This is a genomic window from Coleofasciculus sp. E2-BRE-01 (genome assembly GCF_040221695.1).
Taxonomy (GTDB): domain Bacteria; phylum Cyanobacteriota; class Cyanobacteriia; order Cyanobacteriales; family Coleofasciculaceae; genus Coleofasciculus.
Window position 1 is genome coordinate 39,235 of record NZ_JAVKEA010000060.1, and the last position, 17,536, is coordinate 56,770.

At 44.3% G+C, this 17,536-nt stretch carries 17 protein-coding genes; 10 read left to right on the forward strand and 7 right to left on the reverse strand.

Translation table 11 applies throughout. The annotated features are described in order from the left end of the window. Positions 1 to 126: 126 nt before the first annotated feature. Entirely contained in the window at positions 127 to 975 is an 849-nt protein-coding gene (locus RIG66_RS07600; protein WP_446376730.1) for an ABC transporter permease, read from the forward strand. A gap of 29 nt (positions 976 to 1,004) precedes the next feature. After that, complete coding sequence (locus tag RIG66_RS07605) at positions 1,005 to 1,814, forward strand: ABC transporter ATP-binding protein (RefSeq protein WP_446376732.1); 810 nt, start codon at positions 1,005 to 1,007, stop codon at positions 1,812 to 1,814. A 45-nt stretch (positions 1,815 to 1,859) separates the two neighbouring features. Here RIG66_RS07605 and RIG66_RS07610 read toward each other — a convergent pair whose 3' ends face one another. Next, positions 1,860 to 2,252, reverse strand: a complete 393-nt coding sequence (locus RIG66_RS07610) for a J domain-containing protein (RefSeq protein ID WP_446376734.1) — start codon at positions 2,250 to 2,252, stop codon at positions 1,860 to 1,862. 467 nt (positions 2,253 to 2,719) lie between these two features. Between RIG66_RS07610 and RIG66_RS07615 the strand changes: the two genes are divergently transcribed. From RIG66_RS07615 to RIG66_RS07630, 4 genes are all read left to right on the forward strand, one after another. Continuing rightward, positions 2,720 to 3,886, forward strand: coding sequence for a pyridoxal phosphate-dependent aminotransferase (locus RIG66_RS07615; protein ID WP_446376736.1), 1,167 nt, complete (start codon positions 2,720 to 2,722; stop codon positions 3,884 to 3,886). A gap of 205 nt (positions 3,887 to 4,091) precedes the next feature. Then, the gene (locus RIG66_RS07620) at positions 4,092 to 4,580 is read left to right on the forward strand and encodes a universal stress protein (protein ID WP_446376738.1); all 489 of its coding nucleotides are present in this window, start codon (positions 4,092 to 4,094) and stop codon (positions 4,578 to 4,580) included. An 88-nt stretch (positions 4,581 to 4,668) separates the two neighbouring features. After that, complete coding sequence (locus RIG66_RS07625; RefSeq protein ID WP_446376740.1) at positions 4,669 to 5,499, forward strand: hypothetical protein; 831 nt, start codon at positions 4,669 to 4,671, stop codon at positions 5,497 to 5,499. Positions 5,500 to 5,516: 17 nt separating this feature from the next. Then, positions 5,517 to 7,547, forward strand: coding sequence for a CHASE2 domain-containing protein (locus RIG66_RS07630; RefSeq protein WP_446376742.1), 2,031 nt, complete (start codon positions 5,517 to 5,519; stop codon positions 7,545 to 7,547). Between the two features lie 188 nt (positions 7,548 to 7,735). Here the strand turns inward: RIG66_RS07630 and RIG66_RS07635 are convergent, their stop codons facing one another. Beyond that, complete coding sequence (locus RIG66_RS07635; protein ID WP_446376744.1) at positions 7,736 to 8,116, reverse strand: hypothetical protein; 381 nt, start codon at positions 8,114 to 8,116, stop codon at positions 7,736 to 7,738. A 914-nt stretch (positions 8,117 to 9,030) separates the two neighbouring features. Continuing rightward, the gene (locus tag RIG66_RS07640; protein WP_446376746.1) at positions 9,031 to 10,164 is read right to left on the reverse strand and encodes a cob(I)yrinic acid a,c-diamide adenosyltransferase; all 1,134 of its coding nucleotides are present in this window, start codon (positions 10,162 to 10,164) and stop codon (positions 9,031 to 9,033) included. 244 nt (positions 10,165 to 10,408) lie between these two features. On the opposite strand from RIG66_RS07640, the gene fraC reads away from it, so the two are divergent. The 3 genes from fraC (at position 10,409) to RIG66_RS07655 (ending at position 12,946) form a co-directional block, all read left to right on the forward strand. Then, a complete protein-coding gene (fraC, locus tag RIG66_RS07645) occupies positions 10,409 to 10,993 on the forward strand; it encodes a filament integrity protein FraC (protein WP_446376748.1) in 585 nt (194 codons plus the stop codon). Positions 10,994 to 11,085: 92 nt separating this feature from the next. Further along, positions 11,086 to 12,114 (forward strand): DUF5357 family protein, encoded by a 1,029-nt coding sequence (locus tag RIG66_RS07650; RefSeq protein WP_446376750.1) that lies wholly within the window; start codon positions 11,086 to 11,088, stop codon positions 12,112 to 12,114. Positions 12,115 to 12,163: 49 nt separating this feature from the next. Continuing rightward, on the forward strand, positions 12,164 to 12,946 hold the full coding sequence (locus tag RIG66_RS07655) for an ABC transporter permease (RefSeq protein WP_446376752.1): 783 nt from the start codon (positions 12,164 to 12,166) through the stop codon (positions 12,944 to 12,946). Between the two features lie 218 nt (positions 12,947 to 13,164). On the opposite strand, the gene RIG66_RS07660 is transcribed toward RIG66_RS07655, so the two are convergent. From RIG66_RS07660 to RIG66_RS07675, 4 genes are all read right to left on the reverse strand, one after another. Next, entirely contained in the window at positions 13,165 to 13,428 is a 264-nt protein-coding gene (locus RIG66_RS07660; protein WP_446376754.1) for a hypothetical protein, read from the reverse strand. Positions 13,429 to 13,518: 90 nt separating this feature from the next. Then, positions 13,519 to 14,130 (reverse strand): alpha/beta hydrolase, encoded by a 612-nt coding sequence (locus RIG66_RS07665; protein WP_446376786.1) that lies wholly within the window; start codon positions 14,128 to 14,130, stop codon positions 13,519 to 13,521. Positions 14,131 to 14,566: 436 nt separating this feature from the next. Next, complete coding sequence (locus RIG66_RS07670; RefSeq protein ID WP_446376756.1) at positions 14,567 to 15,214, reverse strand: Crp/Fnr family transcriptional regulator; 648 nt, start codon at positions 15,212 to 15,214, stop codon at positions 14,567 to 14,569. A gap of 117 nt (positions 15,215 to 15,331) precedes the next feature. Further along, positions 15,332 to 16,363, reverse strand: a complete 1,032-nt coding sequence (locus tag RIG66_RS07675; RefSeq protein WP_446376758.1) for a CHAD domain-containing protein — start codon at positions 16,361 to 16,363, stop codon at positions 15,332 to 15,334. Between the two features lie 969 nt (positions 16,364 to 17,332). Between RIG66_RS07675 and RIG66_RS07680 the strand changes: the two genes are divergently transcribed. Further along, positions 17,333 to 17,506, forward strand: coding sequence for a hypothetical protein (locus RIG66_RS07680; protein WP_446376760.1), 174 nt, complete (start codon positions 17,333 to 17,335; stop codon positions 17,504 to 17,506). Positions 17,507 to 17,536 lie beyond the last annotated feature (30 nt).

Genomic DNA, 17,536 nt, shown 5'->3' on the forward strand with positions numbered 1-17,536 from the left:
ATTTGCTCTCATACACAATCGGGGTTGTCGTCATTCATTGTGAATGTTTATCCACAAGAACCCGTTGTGTATTGACCTAAGAAGATAATGTAGATAATCACAGCCAATCGTTTCTGGTAAATCCTAATGACTCGGACTCCTGAAAATTTGTGTACAAGAGAGGTAAAATCTTCTCCTCAAACACTGAAACCTACCCTATTTTGGCGCATTGCCGAAGATATTCCCAAATCCTTGACCTGGACATTGATGGTGTTGTCTATCGGTATTCCGTTTGGGTTATGGTGGCTAGTTTCTCATTCGGGGTGGGTTGAGCCTCTGTTTTTACCGACACCAGAGAATGTTTGGCAAGCGATTGTGTCACTTTGGACAAGTGGCGATTTGCCCCAGGATATTGTAGCAAGTGTATTTCGGGTTCTCTGTGGTTTTCTCCTCGCCGCGTTGATTTCTATTCCCTTGGGAACTTTCATGGGAACCTTTGCCAGTATTCGGGCGTTAATGGAACCGATTATTGGAATTGTGCGGTATATGCCTGCGCCAGCCTTTATTCCGTTACTCATTTTATACTTTGGTGTTGGAGAAACGCCGAAAATTTTGCTGATTTTCATCGGAACGTTATTTTTTAATACACTGATGATCATGGATTCGGTGAAGTTTGTCCCCAAGGAGTTAATTGAAACATCTTATACGTTAGGGGGAAAACGCCATCAAGTTTTACTGAATGTTATTTTACCCTTTATTCTGCCCAGCATCATTGATGCTTGCCGGGTTAATATTGCCGCCTCTTGGAATTTAGTGATTGTAGCAGAATTAGTGGCAGCAACTGAAGGATTGGGACGCCGGATTAGTGTGGCACAGCGATTTCTGAGAACCGATCAAATTTTTGCTGGACTCATTGTTATTGGATTAATTGGTCTAAGCTTCGATTTATTATTTAGATTGTTGCTGCGAGTATCCTGTAAATGGACTATAGATTAAGGATTGAAACAACTAATAACTAACAACAAATGAAAAAGCTAAAATTAACTGTTTCTCAACTTTATAAACAATTCTCCACTCGTAAGGATGTCACAGTTGCCCTTAAAGATATCAATATGCACATTGAAACGGGTGAATTTGTGAGTGTAGTTGGTGCATCAGGTTCAGGGAAATCAACGTTATTACGTCTAGTTGCCGGGTTGGATCAACCAACGGCAGGTGAAATCTGTGTCGATGGCGTGCGAGTTACTGGACCCGGTGCAGATCGAGGGATGGTATTTCAAAGTTATACCCTCTATCCCTGGATGACAGTAGCCAATAATGTGGGATTTGGTTTAAAGTTACAGGGACTCTCCAAAGCGCAACGACGGCAGCAGATATCCTATTATTTAGAAGTTGTGGGATTATCGAAGTTTGCTAAAGCACTACCCAAAGAACTCTCCGGGGGAATGAAACAGCGAGTCGCGATCGCGCGGGCGTTAGCCTGTCAACCGAAAGTCTTACTCCTGGATGAACCCTTTGGCGCGTTAGATGTGCAAACCCGCGAAGCCATGCAGCAATTCCTGCTGCAATTATGGCAACGAACGGGTACAACGATTTTGATGATTACCCATGATGTAGGGGAAGCGGTGTTTCTCTCCCAACGCATCTATGTGCTGACGACGCAACCGGGTACAATTCAAGGAGAACTGACGATTGATTTACCTCGCGATCGCGTAACTGATAATTCTGATGGACGTAGGCTGAACATTAAGCGTTTGTCGGCGTTTCAAAACTACACCGATCAGATTATTGAGTTACTCACCGATCAACCAGAAGCTGCACTTTTGCGGAGCTGATTGAGTGTTAATAGTTAGCTGAAAGACTTTCCACATTCCCCAATGTTAATCTAACCAATCATCAATGGGATTGGCTTTAAAATGAATCGGTGGTTTCCTGGTGTTAACCGTTGGCGGAGCCTTTTTTCCTGGCTTCCGTTGGGTTGGCGATTTGGATAAACCTGGGGATGGTGCATGACGGGCTGACGGTGGTGAGGCTGAGTATTTTGACTTACGACCCATTTTTCTACCGTTAGCCGCCGATTTATAACGCAAACATTCATGGGCTTCATTCAGTTCTTGCAACTTGTACTGGGCTTTCTGTTGTAGACGGGGATGACCCACAAAACGGTCAGGGTGCCATACCCACGTCATGTCTAAATACCCTTGGTGGACTTCCTCGGGTGAGGCACTAGGGTCTAGGTCTAAGACTCGGTAGTATCGTTCTACGTCTAACATCTACAACCATCCTCACGACTGATAGCAATATCTTGATATTGATAAAAATAGTAATTCAAGTTCTCTGTTGTTGTGGCTGAAACCATGCAAAAAAATACATCAGTTTAGGAAAGATATAATTTGTAAGTTTTTGTTAACGTAAGTTAACAAATTTAAATCTTCCTGTTTACTCAATTGTTGAGAGTTTGAGCGTTTTTATAGCGATATATGTCATATCAGCTCAAGTTACCCGTTCTTAAGTTGAACGACCATAACTAATCTAGAGGAGGGATGAAAAATAGGTAATTAGACGGAGATCAAGTAGTATATTTCCTCAGAGCGTGTTGAAAAAGGTGTCTGCACAGAGGAAGGGCGGGTTGAGACATCGCTATAATGCTTTGAACCTTTCGTCCACAACCCACACCTGCCCTTACCCTACTTTCTCAGGTGCTTTTCACACACCGTCTAGTCGTTTAAGTTGAGAAAACATGCAGTTAGCAGCACGAGTTGGTCAAGTCTCTCCCTCTCTCACCCTAGCGATTTCCGCCAAAGCTAAGGCAATGAAAGCCGAGGGCTTGGATGTGTGTAGTTTTAGCGCAGGGGAACCCGATTTTGATACCCCGGCTCATATTAAGGCGGCGGCGAAACAAGCCCTAGATCAGGGGAAAACAAAATATGGACCCGCCGCTGGGGAACCGAAATTACGGCAAGCGATCGCGAATAAACTGCGCCGAGATAATGGGTTAGAGTACCAGCCGGACAATATCATTGTCACCAATGGCGGTAAGCATTCCCTGTTTGGTTTAATGCAAGCGCTGATTGAACCGGGGGATGACGTGATTATTCCCGCCCCCTATTGGCTTTCCTATCCGGAAATGGTCAAACTGGCAGGGGGTACGCCGATCATTGTGCAAACGGATGCGTCAACGGGGTATAAAATCACCACAGAGCAACTCCAGGCGGCGATTACGCCCCAAACCAAGCTATTTATCCTCAATTCTCCCTCGAACCCTACAGGGATGGTGTATACCCCAGAGGAACTCAAAGCCCTTGCCCAAGTGATTGTGGAACGGGATATTCTAGTCGTCTCGGATGAAATTTATGAAAAGATTCTTTACGATGGCGCTCAACATTTGAGTATTGGTGCTATTGGATCAGATATCTTTCAGCGCACGATTACCAGTAATGGGTTTGCCAAAGCCTACTCGATGACAGGTTGGCGGGTGGGGTATTTAGCGGGTGCTGTGGATTTAATTAAGGCAGTTACCACGATTCAAAGCCACAGTACCTCTAATGTTTGTACCTTTGCTCAGTATGGCGCGATCGCAGCCCTGGAAAATCCCCAAGACTGTGTAGAAGAAATGCGCCTTGCCTTTGCTAAACGCCGACAAGTCATATACGAACGCCTGAATAATATTCCGGGAATTCGTTGTTCTCAACCCAATGGGGCGTTCTACGTCTTTGCCGATATTAGCAAAACTGGACTCCAATCCCTGGAGTTTTGTAATCGCCTTTTAGAGGCTGAGAAAGTAGCGACAGTTCCCGGTATTGCCTTTGGTGTCGATAACTGTATCCGTCTGTCCTATGCTACTGATATGCCATCCATTGAAAAGGGTATGGATCGATTGGAGAAATTTGTTCGCCAGTTAAGTTAAGCGGAGAGACTCTAGGTTCAGTCAGGGCGGGTTTTGAATAAACGTTGTCATCAACAGCGAAACGAAAATCCCTAAACCCGCCCCTATAAATTAGGTTCTCTGAACGAAGTCAAGGGTCAAAACTATGTCCAACTAGCGAAGCGAAGGATAAACACTCAACACTCAACACTTACAACTGTGACTTAAAAATTAGGAGATAACACTGATGACCTATAAAAGAATATTAGTCGCCCTTGACCATTCCCCTCAAACTGAGGGAATCTTTACCCAAGCCCTCGATCTAGCCAAACAAGAAAAGGCAGCATTGATGCTCTTTCATTGCCTGCCTGTAGAAAACCAAGGTGTAGGTTTTTATGGAGATATGTTTGGGAGAGAATTGGTTGACTTCTCCCGTCGTATGCAAGAAAAAATGAGAAAGGAAACGGATGAAACTCAGAAATGGCTAGCTGGCTATTGCCAGAAGGCAACAGATGAAGGTGTGGCAACAGAATGGACGTGTAAAATTGGAGATGCTGGGAGTGCAATTCGAGACTTGGTAAAAAGTTGGGATGCTGATTTAGTGGTTATTGGTCGTCGAGGTCGTCGGGGTTTAACTGAAGTGCTTTTAGGCAGTGTCAGTAATCATGTGGTTCACCATGTTCCTTGTTCTGTTTTAGTGGTGCAAGGGGTAGCGAATGAAACGTCGGAAACCTAGTTGGTCTTATGTCATTGGTAAGCATTGGATCTGTCTAAGTCTTTGATATCATAGAGTTCGGACAAAAATTTAACGTTAATCAGCGTCTATGAACGATAAACTTAGGCTGAGAAGTTGGGTTAATTTCAAGAAACAGATTCTCAGTTTAACCCAGAGAGTAAAATTAGCAGGGAATCACGGTGAGCCAACTAAGACGTTGATGCCAGGGAGGAGATTGAGGTGGCAATCTTTAGTCAGTTTTATCAGTGGTTTGTTAATCGTGATGGCATTGGGATGGCACAATCCGCCAGCATCAGCGCAACGAATTAGTCAAGCCAAAATTGTAGAGATTTTAGGGGGAAATCAAGCGTATATCCAAAACAAACCCGCCAAAGTTAATGCGGTTGCTACATTGGGACAAACAGTGAGTACCAAAGAAACACGGGTAAATTTGCTGTTTAATAACAATGCGGGGGTGCGACTTGGACAAAATTCGGCACTCACGGTGGGGAGTCGCTGTGTGCGGCTACGAAGTGGTAGAAGTGTCGTTTCGGGGGCGCAAGGATGTGTCGGTTCGATTACTGCTGTGACGCGGGGAACCGTTTATTTGATGGAAGTTGATGACAATGAACAAGCACAAGTGAAGGTTTTACAGGGCGAAGTCGCCTTGAGCGAACGGTATAATTTGTGGAACCCTCAGCCCGTTTTGTTACGTCAAGGTCAAGGGATTAATATTAGTCCGGAGGGGGTGTTAGGGACGGTAATAGACCTGTCAAAAGACGAAATTGAAAAAATTGTTACGGGGGCTTTGTTTGAAGGCTTTGATATTCAAATTCCGGGAATTGATAAACTTGAAGAGGTTTTGAATGAGCAGTTTCCGCAAATAGAGATTCCCGATGTATTAAGAGACAATGTGCCGTCAATTCCCAATCCTTTTTAAGCGGTGGAGTCAGGGCGATGAATCACTGGTGGCAATGGCTAGAAAAACAACGACGAAAACGCATTCGACGACGCCGTCGGAGTCATTCCCAACCGTTTTGGCGTCCAGAACTAATTGGTTTGATGCTAATGGCATTCTGGGCGATTGTCGGTGCTGGAGTAACGATTTGGCAGGGAACACTTATACAGCTAGCTGAACGGCAAAGCCAAAAGTGGTTCATTGAATTACGCGGACCCGTTGTACCGCCTGATGATATTGTAATTTTAGCGATTGATGATCAATCGTTGACGGCATCAGAACGCTACAGCAATCCCGTTGATCCGAATAAAGCCTTGGTTGTGGAGTTGCTAACACCACCGTTTCCCTGGAAGCGAACCGCTTATGCTGAGGTACTTGAACGGTTAATGGCGGCGGGTGCTAAGTCAGTGTCTTTTGATTTACTGTTTGATCTTCCCAGTGGGTATGGTGCTGAGGATGATCAGCCGTTTAAACAAGCATTAACTAAATATAGCGATCGCATCGTGCTAGCGGCTGTCTACGAAGATACCATTGATCCCCAAGGTTTTACCACGTTTGAGTTGTATAAGCCGTTACCCGAACTTTATCCAGATGCGGTGCAACTGGGTTTAGTCAACTTTTTACCCCCAGAGGTGGATGGGAATGTGTATCGGCTGGGGAATGAATACAGCCGAGAAATTCTGCAACCGTTGGGATTAGAAATGATTCCTTCATTTGCTAAAGCGACGTTAGACATGGCAAATGTTAGCTATCCACCCCCAAAAGGGAGTCAGGTTTTCTTCTACGGAACCCCAACTCAGAATCAAGGTGTTTTTACTACCATTCCCTTTTGGCAGGTTTTGGCATCAGATATATGGGACGTGCATTTACGAGAAGAAACCTTTAAAGACAAAATTGTCTTGATTGGCACAACAGCCGATGAACAAAATATCGGTGATTTTGTGCCGACACCTATCCAGTTAAACATGCCAGGGATAGAGCTTCATGCTAACGCGATCGCCACCTTAATGGAAGGACGTTCAATTGCCGTCGCTATCTCGAATCCATGGCTAGAGGGATTGTTTGTGTTTGTCCTGGTTGGGGGAACCGCTATCCTGTTGTATAAACTCCCCCGACGTACTGCGGCAAGCTTGTTTTGGGGATTGGGGATGGCAGTGGTTTGGGTAGGACTAGCATTTTTAGGCTATAGCAGCGCCAAACTGATTTTTCCCATTGCCGTCCCTGCGATCGCGATGACGCTCAATAGTTTCTCCTACTTTACAGCACTTTTCATTGGGGATCAAATTGAAAAACGTCGCTTCCGCAGTACCTTAGAACGGTATGTCGCCGCACCTGTCGTTCAAGAAATTCTCAAGCAGCACGATGATTATCAGGAATTACTCAAAGGACGTAAATTAAAAGCCGCTATTTTATTCTCCGACATTCGCGGATTTACCACCCTTTCCTCCCAAATCTCGCCTGTCCGATTAGTGCGACAACTGAATCGATATCTCAATGACATGGTTGAGGTGATTTTAGATGCTGGCGGTACCGTGGATAAATTCATTGGCGATGCGGTAATGGCAGAGTTTGGTTGTCCAGTCTCTGAGGGGGAAGAAACCGATGCGATGAATGCCATTCGTGCGGCATTAGGGATGCGAAAAGCCTTGCATCAGTTGCGCGAGGAATGGCGTCAGGAAGAACGAATTCCGTTATTTAATGGAATTGGAATTAACTATGGGGAATTAATTGCTGGGGATATTGGTTCTCAGCGTCGTCGAGAATATGCGGTGATTGGGGATGCGGTGAATGTGGCGAGTCGGGTAGAGGGGTTAACGAAGAAATTTGGCACAGATATTTTGATTACTGATTCTCTGTATCAGGTTGTCAAAGATGAGGTTGAGGTGGTGTCAGTGGGGGAAGAAGAAGTGCGAGGGCGGACGGGGACGGTAAAGTTATATAGTTTAATTGGGTTAAAGGGTGAGTCGCCGCAATTATATCAGCAGGTGCAGAGGGATTTACAGGAATTTTTGCAGCAAAAAGAGGGTTAAGTAGGTGGGGACAATAAAAGTTAAAGATAGAGAACTCGCTTCGCGAGAAGCAAGCTACGTCATTTGTCCTTCCTAATTATGAGTATTCAAGCGGATATTATAGCAACTGCCATAGCGGTTAGGATACATCATTTATGTAGAGACGTTGCATGCAACGTCTCTACAATGGTGCCTTGTTAGTCAACTGACTACTCGGCAGTTGTCTTATAACAAACACTATTATCAGTTGCTAAGATACGTTCACAGAAAATCACATCATCATCTGAATCAGGCTGCTCAACTCGGTTATACCAACTACTATCACGAATGTAGCTTTCTGCCTTTTCTCCATCTACAGTGACACCATGTTGCTCGGTAACATTGATTAAAATTGTTGTTTTTTTGCCGTTAGACCAATGAAGTATCGTATAATGTTCCCCAGTACCGTAACCTTGAGAAATTACACAAGGTTGAATCAGGTCTAAGACATCATCTTGAAATAAGTAACAAATACCTAAATTATCGGGATAGGGTCGTGCTTCAGCTCTTTGCCCAACCCAAATCTGAGCGAACAACGCTAGAAATGGCAAAATGTATATCCATCTATGTGACATTTTATTGATCTGAATTACATTAATGAGGCTAGGGGATGATAAAGGAGTTCTACGGCTCAATAGTTTTTATTCATTTTAAGCGATTGTGCCTCTAAATCGCTGATGCAGACTTTTTGATAAAAGGTGGTATCGACAGAAGTCATCTTGGAACAGCTTTTCACCGACTCCAGACCGATAAAATTACGCCACCAACACCTGACGCGCGGCAGCTTCCATTAATTTCTCCCTGTTGTTAATGGATTGAGTTTTGCTTCGAGTTCGTTAATCGCTCAGGCACTGGAAATCTCGTTCCCTCACCAATACAGCACAAACCGCCTTGGACATTAACCAAGACGGTTCGAGTAGATATATTCATTTATTAAAAGTCACGACTCTAGGCGTTCACTACCTTTGACCGCTCTGATGGGGAGTTTAGTCCCCCATTGGTAGTGATGAAGTGGAGGAAGCGACAAAAACTCCACAACCGCCTCAGCTATCGCGTATCCGGCACTGTCCAGACATCTGACGTCGCTCTCCCTCGATGTCCGACAATGGATCACAGCGGAACAACCTCCATCCAGTGCCGTTTTCCTTTTCTATTACTAATGTATCAACACAGAACCGGGAAAACCATCACTCGTGAGATAGAATCGCACTCAAACCTAAGGAGGAACTCAAATTCAGACTAGGCTCTATCTTTAGGAGTTCAACAGCGCGATCGCTCCTTTGAGGATTATTAGCTGTAATGCCTGTTATACAAAGGATAAAGACAAGTGCCGCAGGTGTAAAACCGATCAGTTAGTGGAGACAAACTGTTCCCTCACAAATAACATAGCTTGCTTGGCGCTCCCTTGAGTAGGACAAATGACATAAGACAAATGACAAATGACAAATGACATAAGACAAATACCTTAAAAATCCACCCCTCGCTTCAAATCCACCCCTTTGTCACAATAATGCTTATGACAAATCATCTCCGAATGAACCGTCGCCAATTCAAAATAAGCGGGTTGATTTTTACAACGACCTGTAATAATAACCTCCGTATCACGAGGTTTGCGTAACAGCGCCTCGACAATCGGTTCAACCTGCAACAGTTCCAAGTCAACCGTCGGATTCAGTTCATCCAGAATAATCGTTTTATACAACCCTGACGCTAACGCCGCCCTAGCAATTTCCCATCCCCGTTCCGCTTCCACATAATCCAAAATCTGCTGCTGTCCCCGCCAAACGATCGCATCTCGACCACAACGCTGATGATCCACCAGATTCGGGTAACTTTGACGCAATGCTGCGATCGCGGCGTCTTCGGTATATCCGCTTCCTCCCTTCAGCCATTGCATAATCATCACCCGGTGGGATTTATCTGTACTAATTCCCCGACCAATGGCTTGTAACGCTTTCCCTAACGCATTGGTCGATTTTCCCTTCCCCGCACCAGTATAAATTTCAATTCCCTCAATTCCCTGTTCCCGAGAAACCGGATGATCATGAGGAACCGACTCACTATGTAAATCCGCCAAATCCAACAGCGCTGGCGGTGTTCCGCGTCCCGTGACAATCACTTCCAGAGACGGCGGTTTATTTTTCAGGGTTTGCACCACCTCCTCAACCGGGAGTAACCCCAAATCCAGCAACGGATTCAACTCATCCAGCACCACAACCGAATAGAGATTGGACGCGATCGCGCCTTTCGCCACATCCCAACCGCGCTGCGCCTCTAACGTGTCAAACCGCGTCACTTCCTCTTGGGTAAAAAACTCACTTCGTCCCGTGCGAACCTGATCAATCAAGTGAGGAAACGCCCGTCGCAACGCCTCAATCGCCGCATCCTCATCATAGTTCCGTCCCGGTCCCTTAAGAAACTGTAACAATAAGACCCGACTGGATTCCGCACAGTTGATCCCCAAACCAATTGAGCGCAAAACCACGCCCAATGCGGCTTGAGACTTCCCCTTACCGATGCCATCGTAAACATGAATCTGACCCGTGATCCGTTCTGTACGCTCAGCCGCCGTGCGAATACCAATACCTGTCCTAGTCATTGACGATCCTTAAGACTTTACCCCAACTCAGTTTAGCGATATAACCGGGAATGGTAAGAATAATATTTATCCTCTTATCCCTGCCAATCTAATATAGTATAAACAAGCCAGACAGTTATCCCCGTCGTCGTTAGGAGGAATAAGGCGGAATGTCAGAGGTTCCCAGGATGTAACATTGATCGCCTCTAAGGAAAGCGAGTATGACGAACGAGGAACTGATACCATCGATTAAACGGAAACCATTATGGTAGATAACCTAACTATTGTTTTACCCCTCCAACTTATTCTCTTTCAAATCTTATTCCTGTTGGTCGCGATCGCCCTAGAAGCCAGGGTCTTGCACCGACGGCTAAACCTTACTCGTAAAACCAGTGTGCAATATGCTACCTCGCTGAATTTGTGGAGCGTTGTCCTGGGTTGGTTAACCTTTTTAGTTCTAGAAAGTTTGTTGCCTCAACTTTTGCGAATTCAAATTGTAAATTTTATTTTCTTTGATCATCCCCTAGGTAGTCAATTAAATACACCAAATCCTCAACTAATTTCGATTGGTATCATGATTTTCTTTTTTAGCTTTATTATCAAAATAATCGGATTTGAACTGATAAAGCAATGGATTCATGATCAACCAGAACAGTTTGAAATGAGTTCCGATATATCTAACAAAAGACCTGGCTTGTTTAATCAACCCAAGCGGAAGATTACCAAGCCTAAACCCAATCCTGCCTTTGCTTTGCTACTGGCTAATGCCTATAGCTACAGTGCTATTTTGCTGATTTTAGTCTTACGATTTATGGACTTGAATATTCTTGAATTGAATACTCTATTCTAAGCGATATTCAACCTATAAATACTGAATTTAAACGGTTTTCAGTCTGTTCTAACGACTTCCAAATTTCTTACCATTAGCTTCAAATTAAACCAATGATTAGGAAAATTTTAAACAATATATTAAATTGGGCAAATAACCTCCTAAGAACTATATTTGAAATCTTTAACCCGGACACAGCTTTCTCTTGGCAGACCCTGATCGGGTTAAGCGTATTCTCGTGGGCAATGTCATTTCTGGCGACGAATATTTTTACAATTATATTAGCGAGTTTTAGTTGGTGGTTTTTAATTTTAGGTGTCTATTGGGCAACAACTAGCAATAAAGACATCAGCATTGGTAAAATCCTCTTAAGTCCCTGGATTACAGGTGCGTTGGTTACCATTTATATTTTTGGCATTGTTACAGGCGAATTGCCAGCCTATGCTTTAGTGGTCTGGCCCCTGATATCGGCAGTAATTGCCGCATTGCCCACTTGTTTAGGTGAGAATTTCAAACCCAAAATTCCCGATAGAGACAAACGTCAACCGCTGGTGTGGTTATTCACGAGTCAGTTGATACTAAGCAGTTGGTTTCAATTCTATTTTTTGGTACAAGACTGGTTAGTTCAATATCCCACAATTGCGTCTGATACATTTGAAAAAAGTGCCTTTGTGGTCAGACTATCCACCGATGAATCGAGGCAAAGGCTACCCCGTGGGACGACCATTTTGGATTTAGTAGCATCTCGCTTAGAAGAACAGATCAATAACAAAGATTGGTCAGACGTTGAACAAATTCTTCTGCTTCGGGAACGCGAACAACTGATTGAGCAGATTGAGCAGATTGCCACTCAAGTGAGGCAAGAAATTAACTCCCCCGATATCAAAGAAGACAATTTGTGGCAAGTGGAACTTGGAGAGATTTCACTGCGGGAGTCGGGGTATAACTTAGAACTAAAAGCCTTTTGGGAAGGTCCGCGATCGCAAATTCAACCAAACTTACTCACCAAGTCTTGTCAGATAATATCCGTCAATCGCCAAACTGACATCGGTATTAGTCTTGTCAGTCAGATAGAATGTGATCCGGTAGAAGGATGGCGCGTCGCTGAACCGATTGTTACCTCTCAATCACCAACTCTATAAATTATTGATGCAACCAATGAGTTGACATAAGACAAAGGACATCAGATAAATGGCAACAAAAACTGTAGGTAGAATTTGGACAATTGCGACAAATGGGTTTCAGGAAGTCATTCGCGATCGCATCTTTTATGTGATTGGCTTTTTTGCCTTGCTGTTGGTGGTTACGTTACCACTCCTGAGGGAAGTAGCCGCCACCACAGAAGATAAAATATTTATGGATTTAGGTCTAGCGGCGATTGGTGTGTTGGGAGTGCTGGTTGCCATATTTGTTGGGACAGGTTTAATTAATAAGGAAATCGAAAAACGCACCGTGTTGGTTTTAATTCCCAAACCTATCTCACGATCAGAATTAATTATTGGCAAGCATTTAGGGTTACTGGGAGTCCTAGCTGTTTTGGTTATCGCCATGACAGCTATTTACTTAGCTATCCTCAGTTTTAATGGCATTAATTACCCCTTAGGTAGCCTACTGATTTCAGAGCTTTATCAGTTTTTAGAGTTAAGCCTAATTGTCGCCGTAGCGCTAATGTTTGGTGTGTTTACCAGCTCAATCCTAGCCACACTCCTAACCTTCGGCATTTATTTAATGGGACATTTGAGTCGCGATGTGCAGGAGTTAGGCAAACTCAGCGAAAATGCGACGATTGAGACGATAACCCAGGGTCTTTACCTAATCTTACCCGATTTATCCCGTCTAAATTTGAAAAATGAGGCAGTCTATGGCTTGCTTCCTTCCTCTGTAAAGCTTTTAGAACATGCCGTTTATGCCATACTCTACACGATCTTGCTGCTTGCGATCGCGATTCTGATTTTCTCCCGACGTGAGTTTTAATTGGAGATTGGGTGTCCCTTCACTTCGCTCAAGACAACCGACTTTGTAGGGGCGGGTTTAGGGACTTTTTGTCGGCTATTGATATTAACTTTAGTACAAAACCCGGTTTGTAGGGGCGGGTTTAGGGACTCTCTTGTCGCGATTGATAGTAACGTTTGTACAAAACCCGGTTTGTAGGGGCGGGTTTAGGAACTTTCTGTCGGCTATTGATAGTAACTTTAGTACAAAACCCGGTTTGTAGGGGCGGGTTTAGGGACTTTCTGTCGGCGATTGATAGTAACTTTAGTACAAAACCCGGTTTGTAGGGGCGGGTTTAGGGACTTTCTGTCGGCGATTGATAGTAACTTTAGTACAAAACCCGCCCTGACTAAATGTTGAGTTAACTCCCCAATCTCCCCAATCTCCCCAATCTCCCCAATCTCCCCAATCTCCCCAATCTCCCCAATCTCCCCAATCTTCCCCATCTCCCCCATCTCCCTCATCTCCCTCATCTCCCTCATCTCCCTCATCTCCCCCATCTTCCCCATCTTCCTCATCTCCCCCATCTCCCCCAACTCCCCCTGTTTCCTATTTCATGTATTAACCAGAATGAAATCCCGCACAATTTCCACCACTTCAGGTGCAATCTCATGCCCCATATCCACCTCTTTGTACTGCATCGGCGCACCTAGCGCTAGTAAATAATCCCGCAATCGATGAGCTACTCTCAAAGGAACAACATTATCTTGTCTACCATGAACGATTAAAACCGGGGGCAAGGGAGGTTCAATCTCTTGAGGCGTGCGATGCCAATAACCACTCATTGACACTAAACCCGCCAAGGGTAAATGTAACCCAACATCTAGAGCCATGGCTCCCCCTTGAGAAAAGCCCATCATAATCGTAGAGGCAAGAGGAATATCGGTGAGACTTTCCAAAGACTTTAGCCAGTCTGTCAATAGACGCTGACTTTGTGCCAAGCCTTGATAGTCTTCTCGTTCCAAGTCATACCACATATAGCCTCCAGCCACCTGTGGGTGAGCAAAGGGTGCATTAGGTAGCAAGACATGGTAGTTAGATAGAGCCAATTCTGGCACTAGAGGTTGCAAATCTTTAGCATTAGCTCCCCAGCCATGCAACACTACAACCAGTCCCACTGGTTGTTTACCTGTAGCTGGTGGAATTGAAATCGTCTCCAAAGACAGGGGCTTACTCCTGAAAAATTTAACGTGTGATTTGACTGGGGTTACACATACTTTGGCAATTCCCAATCCCCATCGATAGCTTAACTATTGTTTGTATTATACCTGTGAGGATGAATACCATGAAAACAAGTTTTCTCATAAGACGCGATTCATTCGCCACTATCGCTTCCTTGTCAGTAGAGATAGTCTACGCCGGATCGGGATAAACGATCGCATTAAGTGACTTATTGTTTGTCATGGAATGCCTAAATTTCTCTGACAGTGGCGTTCTCTGGCGTTCAACCCGAGAAGATATAGCAGATATTGACAAAAAAATTTATCCTTCGTCCTGGAAAGACGGAGGACAGAATCATGAAGCTCAAAACGGCTGCATCTAAGATCTGGCTTTGGCTAGTCCAGATCCTGAAGTTCTTGCAGAAGTCGGCGATCTAGTTCCTCACCACTCAGCAACATTTTTGAAGCTACCTTGTTTAATGATAATGTGGCGATCGCTGTCAAAGCTAATCTTGCCCTGATTTTTTAACTTGTTCAGGAGTCGGGTGACGGTGACACGAGTCGTACCGATCGCATTGGCAAGGTTTTGGTGCGTCAGGCGCATCTTCAAACGAGTCCCGTCGGGTACAGGTTGACCCATTTCCTGTTGCATCAACCGCAACAAGTGTTGTAAACGATCTTCAACTCGACGCTGACCCGCGATCGCGAGGAGTGCTTCAGTTTGGCGTATCCGGTGGACGATTTGCGGTAATATCATCTGAGCCAATCGCGGTGAAGCATTGATCTCCTCTATAGAAAACCAAATCAGATGTACGTCAGACAATGCCGTCGCTTGGTAAGCACTCAGCAGAGAAAACCAACGACCAAAAAACATTGAAGGTTCTGCCCAACCTAGCCACACTTCTTCCCCATTCTGGCAAAGCGTACTGAGCTGAACTAAACCTTGGCAAACCTGCCAAACTCCTTGAGAAATTATGGGAATTTTGTCGCCTTTAGCATAAAAATGCAATCGACGTGAATCTTGAAGTTCGGCTTGACCAAGAGATTGAGTCGGGTTTACGTCCAAAACGGCTCTGGAAGTTGGAATCATGGGCTGCAACTCTCTCCAGCCAGATTTTTACAAGCTGGTATAGCAGGGCAGCTCTACTGTAAGCAATCAAGGTAAAGGCTCGGTAATCAACAGATTAAATCATCTCAATATTTAATCTTATGTACTCAAATTGGCATGTTGTGCGTCTTGGATATTAACCGATGAGGTGTGAGTCCCGCTCTCTACTGGGTGTACAACAATTAGACGCAAGTCCTTGCGGGTTTGGGGAAGGAGATATCGTTCCTGGAGCGATCGCCATTCCTGCCATAATTGATAACGATCGCCACTCAACTGCTCTACCAGCGTTGGCAGTTTCTTCTTAATTTCTGAGTTCAGACAATCCGACAGAAATTCTGCCAAGACGAAACTGTCTTGAATCTGTCCCAAAATACGCTGAATCGATTTAATCTCTTTCACATAATCCTGATAAGGCGTGTCATAAAAGTCAGTAAATAATTCCATCTGATAACGCACTCGTTTGGCTTGTTTCCGCAAACTGTGCAACACTGAACCCTGAACACTGAACAGTTCAACCACATCCTCTAAACTCAGATCCTGAGCCACCTGCTTCTGTCCGTCTGAAAGGTGTACACCCATAAGCCACGCGGGGTGGAGGAAAAACTGACTCACAAACGGTAACAGTAAATCCGGCAAAATCTGATCAATTGGAAATTCGGCAAAAATTCCGTAAGTCGGCGTCTGCAACCAATCTTGAAATGCCCGTTTCATTTCCTGATAGGGTTTATCCTTGAGAGTTTTCTGAACTTGAACTAAAACCTGGTGACGCCGTTTTTCTAACGTTGCTAATACTTTTTTGCCTATTTTTTGTTCAGAGTTGGGCAAAGTGGGCAGATACTGATTTTGTAGCGCATCTTGCATGATGTCCAAATCCCGCAGTTGTCCCAACCGTCGCGCCACTTTAGCAATCTTTTTCTCACGAGCAGCTTTGGGTAATACCAGGGCTGGGGCAAAACCGCTCACCACTGTCCGTAGCCGTCGCATCCCTACGCGCATTTGGTGTAGCGCTTCGGGATCTTTATCCTTGAGAACATCAGTTTCATACTGAACGGTTCTCTGGAAATGTTTTTCAATAGCTAGATAAGCCCAATAGCCAAAGAGCTTTGGGTCGGATGAGGCAGTGGTTATCATCGGTATGGTGTGGGGTAGACATCCGGAACGTTTGCCCCTAGGGAATCATATAGAGGTGAACGTTGCTTGTTTGTAAAACCTGTATCACAAGAGTCTACCATACTCGTGAATCAAAAATTGTTCTTTCAACTCCCAATAACAGCAATGAGAACGTCTTGGGGATGACTTTTGAGCGGAATGGGCATCTTCGCCCCATTTTGCCATGAATCATACCTTGCCGGATCTGACACCCAGGGATTATCTTTAAAACATGAGTTTTATCAATGTGGCTTCTTGCCATCCTTTGAGCCAATCGAAGTCAGCCTGTCGGCGACGTATAGTCTGAGGGGATCTCTAATCGGGAGACCGATGGCTATTTAAGGAAGCCCCTTTATCGCGACTGACAATTGGGCGATCGGTTACAACAACAAACTAACGCAATTCAACTCCAACGGTATGACGCCTTCTCCAGACTTGGGCGCAGCAGTAAAATTCACTAGGGCATTAACGAGCAGCGATTTTTCTAGCTTAATGCCCAGACCTGGTTGGCATGAAAATTTATCGTCAGGAAAAGATTTTTTGTAGCGGTTGGAATAACCAATATCGGTGAGCAGTTATCTCCTGATTCAAGATCGGGATATTGATTAGCTTTATATCGCTTCAACCACCTTTACCGTGAAGACCGTAGTTTTCCCCTTAGAAAAAACTCCAGTTTTCCCAAGGGACAGGGTATAAATAAGGTATTCGCTGATTACTTATTTATACCGCCCTAGACTCAGGAATTGGTGAGAACTAAAACCGTTAATAGCGATAAATTCCACCTATTGTTTTGGCTTTGATTATGCCAACTTTTGGAGGTGATACCCACAGAGTTGCCACAAGCTTATTTATGTTCATTGATTGCAAGACAAAGATAATCATTAATAATGATTAGTCTATCGAACTTGTTCAGGAATCATGGCACTCAGTATCTAATGTTTTTATAGGGATATGGATTTAATTTACATTAAAACCGACCCTAGAGAAAACAAGTTTACTCGTTTTGACGATGCCAATTTTTTAGGGCAATCTTATCCTTATTGGAATTTATTTGCGATTTCATTCATGGAGAATGTAAATCCCAATTCAAAACATTTTGCTAACCCTAATATGGATAGCCTGTAGCTAACAAAAATTCATAAACTTAAGCGTTTT

Coding starts and splice junctions, on each gene's coding strand:
- RIG66_RS07600 (WP_446376730.1), top strand. CDS start 127: ATGACTCGGACTCCTGAAAATTTGTGTACAAGAGAGGTAAAATCTTCT.
- RIG66_RS07605 (WP_446376732.1), top strand. CDS start 1,005: ATGAAAAAGCTAAAATTAACTGTTTCTCAACTTTATAAACAATTCTCC.
- RIG66_RS07610 (WP_446376734.1), bottom strand. CDS start 2,252: ATGTTAGACGTAGAACGATACTACCGAGTCTTAGACCTAGACCCTAGT.
- RIG66_RS07615 (WP_446376736.1), top strand. CDS start 2,720: ATGCAGTTAGCAGCACGAGTTGGTCAAGTCTCTCCCTCTCTCACCCTA.
- RIG66_RS07620 (WP_446376738.1), top strand. CDS start 4,092: ATGACCTATAAAAGAATATTAGTCGCCCTTGACCATTCCCCTCAAACT.
- RIG66_RS07625 (WP_446376740.1), top strand. CDS start 4,669: ATGAACGATAAACTTAGGCTGAGAAGTTGGGTTAATTTCAAGAAACAG.
- RIG66_RS07630 (WP_446376742.1), top strand. CDS start 5,517: ATGAATCACTGGTGGCAATGGCTAGAAAAACAACGACGAAAACGCATT.
- RIG66_RS07640 (WP_446376746.1), bottom strand. CDS start 10,164: ATGACTAGGACAGGTATTGGTATTCGCACGGCGGCTGAGCGTACAGAA.
- fraC (WP_446376748.1), top strand. CDS start 10,409: ATGGTAGATAACCTAACTATTGTTTTACCCCTCCAACTTATTCTCTTT.
- RIG66_RS07650 (WP_446376750.1), top strand. CDS start 11,086: ATGATTAGGAAAATTTTAAACAATATATTAAATTGGGCAAATAACCTC.
- RIG66_RS07655 (WP_446376752.1), top strand. CDS start 12,164: ATGGCAACAAAAACTGTAGGTAGAATTTGGACAATTGCGACAAATGGG.
- RIG66_RS07660 (WP_446376754.1), bottom strand. CDS start 13,428: ATGAGGGAGATGGGGGAGATGGGGAAGATTGGGGAGATTGGGGAGATT.
- RIG66_RS07670 (WP_446376756.1), bottom strand. CDS start 15,214: ATGATTCCAACTTCCAGAGCCGTTTTGGACGTAAACCCGACTCAATCT.
- RIG66_RS07675 (WP_446376758.1), bottom strand. CDS start 16,363: ATGATAACCACTGCCTCATCCGACCCAAAGCTCTTTGGCTATTGGGCT.
- RIG66_RS07680 (WP_446376760.1), top strand. CDS start 17,333: ATGGATTTAATTTACATTAAAACCGACCCTAGAGAAAACAAGTTTACT.